Genomic DNA, 1,051 nt, shown 5'->3' with positions numbered 1-1,051 from the left:
CGGAGCTGCAGTGGTTTGTGGTTGTTGAGTTGCAGTGATCGGAGGGGGTGGCCGAGCTGGGCAGGTTGAGGGTGGGGTTTTGGTTGAAGAAGCCGTGGGGTTCGAGCATGAAGCCGATGTTTTGGCGGGGCATGACGGGCCAGTCTTCGAGGCGGACGACGTGGTGCATGCCGAAGGTGTACCAGACCACGAGGTCTTCATCGACGATGTTCCGGTCTGCCTGGGTCCAGATGTGCAGGCCGTCGTCGGCGCCGGTGGCTTGGTTCGGGAATTCGCCGGCGGCGAAACGTTCGGTGCGGTCGTAGGCGGTGACCCAGAGGTTGTTGCGGGCGAATTGTGCTCGTTTGCTGACGAAGGACTCGTCGCCGGCGGCCAGGGTGATGGCGTTGGTGGGGATGAGGCGGTAGGCGACTGGTTCGTCCACGAGGTTCCTGCTGTCGCGGTTGGCGATTTTCCAGAAGCGGTGCTTGTCGTGGTCCGCCTTGCGGATTGCTGCCTGTTCGGTTTCGAGCAGCCGGTCCACGGCCTTGAACGCGGTGTGTGTGGGGTTGTTCTCGGGGATTTCCATGTCCACTTCGTAGACGACGTTCTTCGGTCCGTCGATTTCGAAGTCCATGCGGACGTTGAACATGTGCTGGTGGATGGGTCCGTAGAGCCCGTCGTTGTTCAGCGTCTGACCGTACGGGGTTTTCTCGCCGGGCTTCTGGGCGGCGGTGGACAGGATGCCGGTGGCCTTGACCAGGAACTCGATGCTGCCGTCGAGGAACAGGTGCCAGTAGAAGGCGTACTCGTAGTTCGCAACGGTGGCGATGAAGGAGATCACGAGCTTGCGGCTGCGCCGGGTTTCGGCGGTGCCCTCGCGGAAGTCGAAGTGCTTCCACAGGATGGAATCGTCTTCCTCGTGCATGCAGATGGCGTTCTCGATGGTCCACGGGTTGCCGTGGCTGTCGGTGGTGATGCCATCGAAGTACTTGATTTCGCCCAGGCAGTCGCAGCCGAGGGTGAGGGAGTTGGCCATGTTGCCGATGTTGTATTCGCCGGAGTCGAAGGC

At 61.6% G+C, this 1,051-nt stretch carries 1 protein-coding gene; it reads right to left on the bottom strand.

Translation table 11 applies throughout. The features are described 5' to 3' along the window. On the bottom strand, positions 1 to 1,051 hold a 1,051-nt coding region (locus QCD75_RS21765), incomplete at both ends, for a copper amine oxidase (protein ID WP_441005535.1).

Source organism: Arthrobacter sp. PsM3 (genome assembly GCF_030433895.1).
Lineage (GTDB): Bacteria > Actinomycetota > Actinomycetes > Actinomycetales > Micrococcaceae > Arthrobacter.
The sequence above is the reverse complement of the archived record's forward strand: the minus strand, read 5'-3'. Positions and strand labels throughout refer to the sequence as shown.